This is a genomic window from Tritonibacter multivorans, assembly GCF_001458415.1.
GTDB lineage: Bacteria > Pseudomonadota > Alphaproteobacteria > Rhodobacterales > Rhodobacteraceae > Epibacterium > Epibacterium multivorans.
In genome coordinates, this window is record NZ_CYSD01000004.1 from 1 (window position 1) to 1,150 (window position 1,150).

General features: G+C 52.9%; 3 protein-coding genes and 1 tRNA gene. All 4 read right to left on the bottom strand.

Annotated elements, in window-relative coordinates; all coding sequences use genetic code 11:
• Positions 1-174: transposase (locus tag TRM7557_RS00995; protein WP_131727506.1), on the bottom strand; the 174-nt coding region annotated here is incomplete at its 3' end.
• A gap of 26 nt (positions 175-200) precedes the next feature.
• Positions 201-383 carry an IS3 family transposase gene (locus tag TRM7557_RS19910; RefSeq protein ID WP_165592390.1) on the bottom strand — a complete coding sequence of 61 codons (183 nt, stop codon included), beginning with the start codon at positions 381-383 and terminating at the stop codon, positions 201-203.
• A 202-nt stretch (positions 384-585) separates the two neighbouring features.
• Positions 586-825 carry an IS3 family transposase gene (locus TRM7557_RS01005; RefSeq protein WP_058288367.1) on the bottom strand — a complete coding sequence of 80 codons (240 nt, stop codon included), beginning with the start codon at positions 823-825 and terminating at the stop codon, positions 586-588.
• Positions 826-913: 88 nt separating this feature from the next.
• A tRNA-Met gene (locus tag TRM7557_RS01010) sits at positions 914-990 on the bottom strand.
• Between the last annotated feature and the right edge of the window lie 160 nt (positions 991-1,150).

A 1,150-nucleotide genomic window follows, 5' to 3' on the forward strand; every position in this document is an offset into this window, starting at 1 on the left:
CATCTTCAGCCGCTTTGCTTCCGACACCGTCATGCCGCCGAACTTGGCCTTCCAATTATAGAAGGTGCCTTCCGACATGCCGTGCTTTCGGCACAGGTCTGCGCACTTCGCGCCTGCCTCATGCTCCGCCAGGATGCCAATAATCTGCTCGTCCGTGAATCTCGTTCGCTTCATTGTCCGTCCTCAGGTTGGGCCGGACTCTAATCGCAGGTGGAGGAAAAATCCCGTGGCAGGTCAAGACCCATCAATCGCATAAGGCGGCGAATGCGCTTTTCATTCACGAGATGATCCTCATTGCGCAGGTGCCAGGTCATCTGACGCACGCCATAAAACGGCGTCTCCAGGAACTGCTTGTCGATCAACCGCATCAGATCGAGGTTCATCTCACTTTCGCCCTTAGGCTCGTAGTAAAATGATGACCGCGAGATCGATAACAGCTCACACTGCTTCCTGATGGACAGGTTGGTATTGGCAGGCTCAATCATCTTGCGCCTCACTTGCCGGTCCAGGGTTTGAGCTTTCTGGCCAAAAAATCGTTGGCGATGGCATTCGCCATTGTCACTCGGACCAATGGCGCGACATGGCTCATTCCCCGATCTTGGCGTGCAAATCTTTGACGTGTTCCTCGTCAACTTCTGGAGCTTTCTTGCCGCCGCGCTCAAATACGCCCGACGCCCCTTCAAGCAGGGCACGCTTCCATTGATGGATCATCGTGGGATGAACCCCAAACCGACTTGCCAATTCGCTGACCGTTTCTTCGCCTTTCAGCGCCTCCAAGGCGACCTTTGCCTTGAATTCTGGATGATGCTGTTTCCGTTTCGACACTTCTGATCTCCTTCGTGTTGAAGATCAGCAGACAGCAAATCGAAGCTTACGTCAGTGTCCGAATTTCGGGGGGCAGCTCAAATAGTGTTGGTTGCGGGAGTAGGATTTGAACCTACGACCTTCAGGTTATGAGCCTGACGAGCTACCTGGCTGCTCCATCCCGCGGAGTTTTGTTTGTCCTACCGCCTATCGGCTACTTGAGGACGTTTTCCCTTTTTTCGCGTTAGCGTTTTGGGGGAGTGTTTTTTTGTTCATAGAGATTTTGGATTGAGGTTTTTTCTAGGTTTGGCGGTGCCCTACTCTCCCACACCTTAAGATGCAGTAC

Bases quoted from the DNA above. Each gene is read 5' to 3' on its own strand.
- TRM7557_RS19910 (WP_165592390.1), bottom strand. From the start codon at position 383: ATGAACCTCGATCTGATGCGGTTGATCGACAAGCAGTTCCTGGAGACG.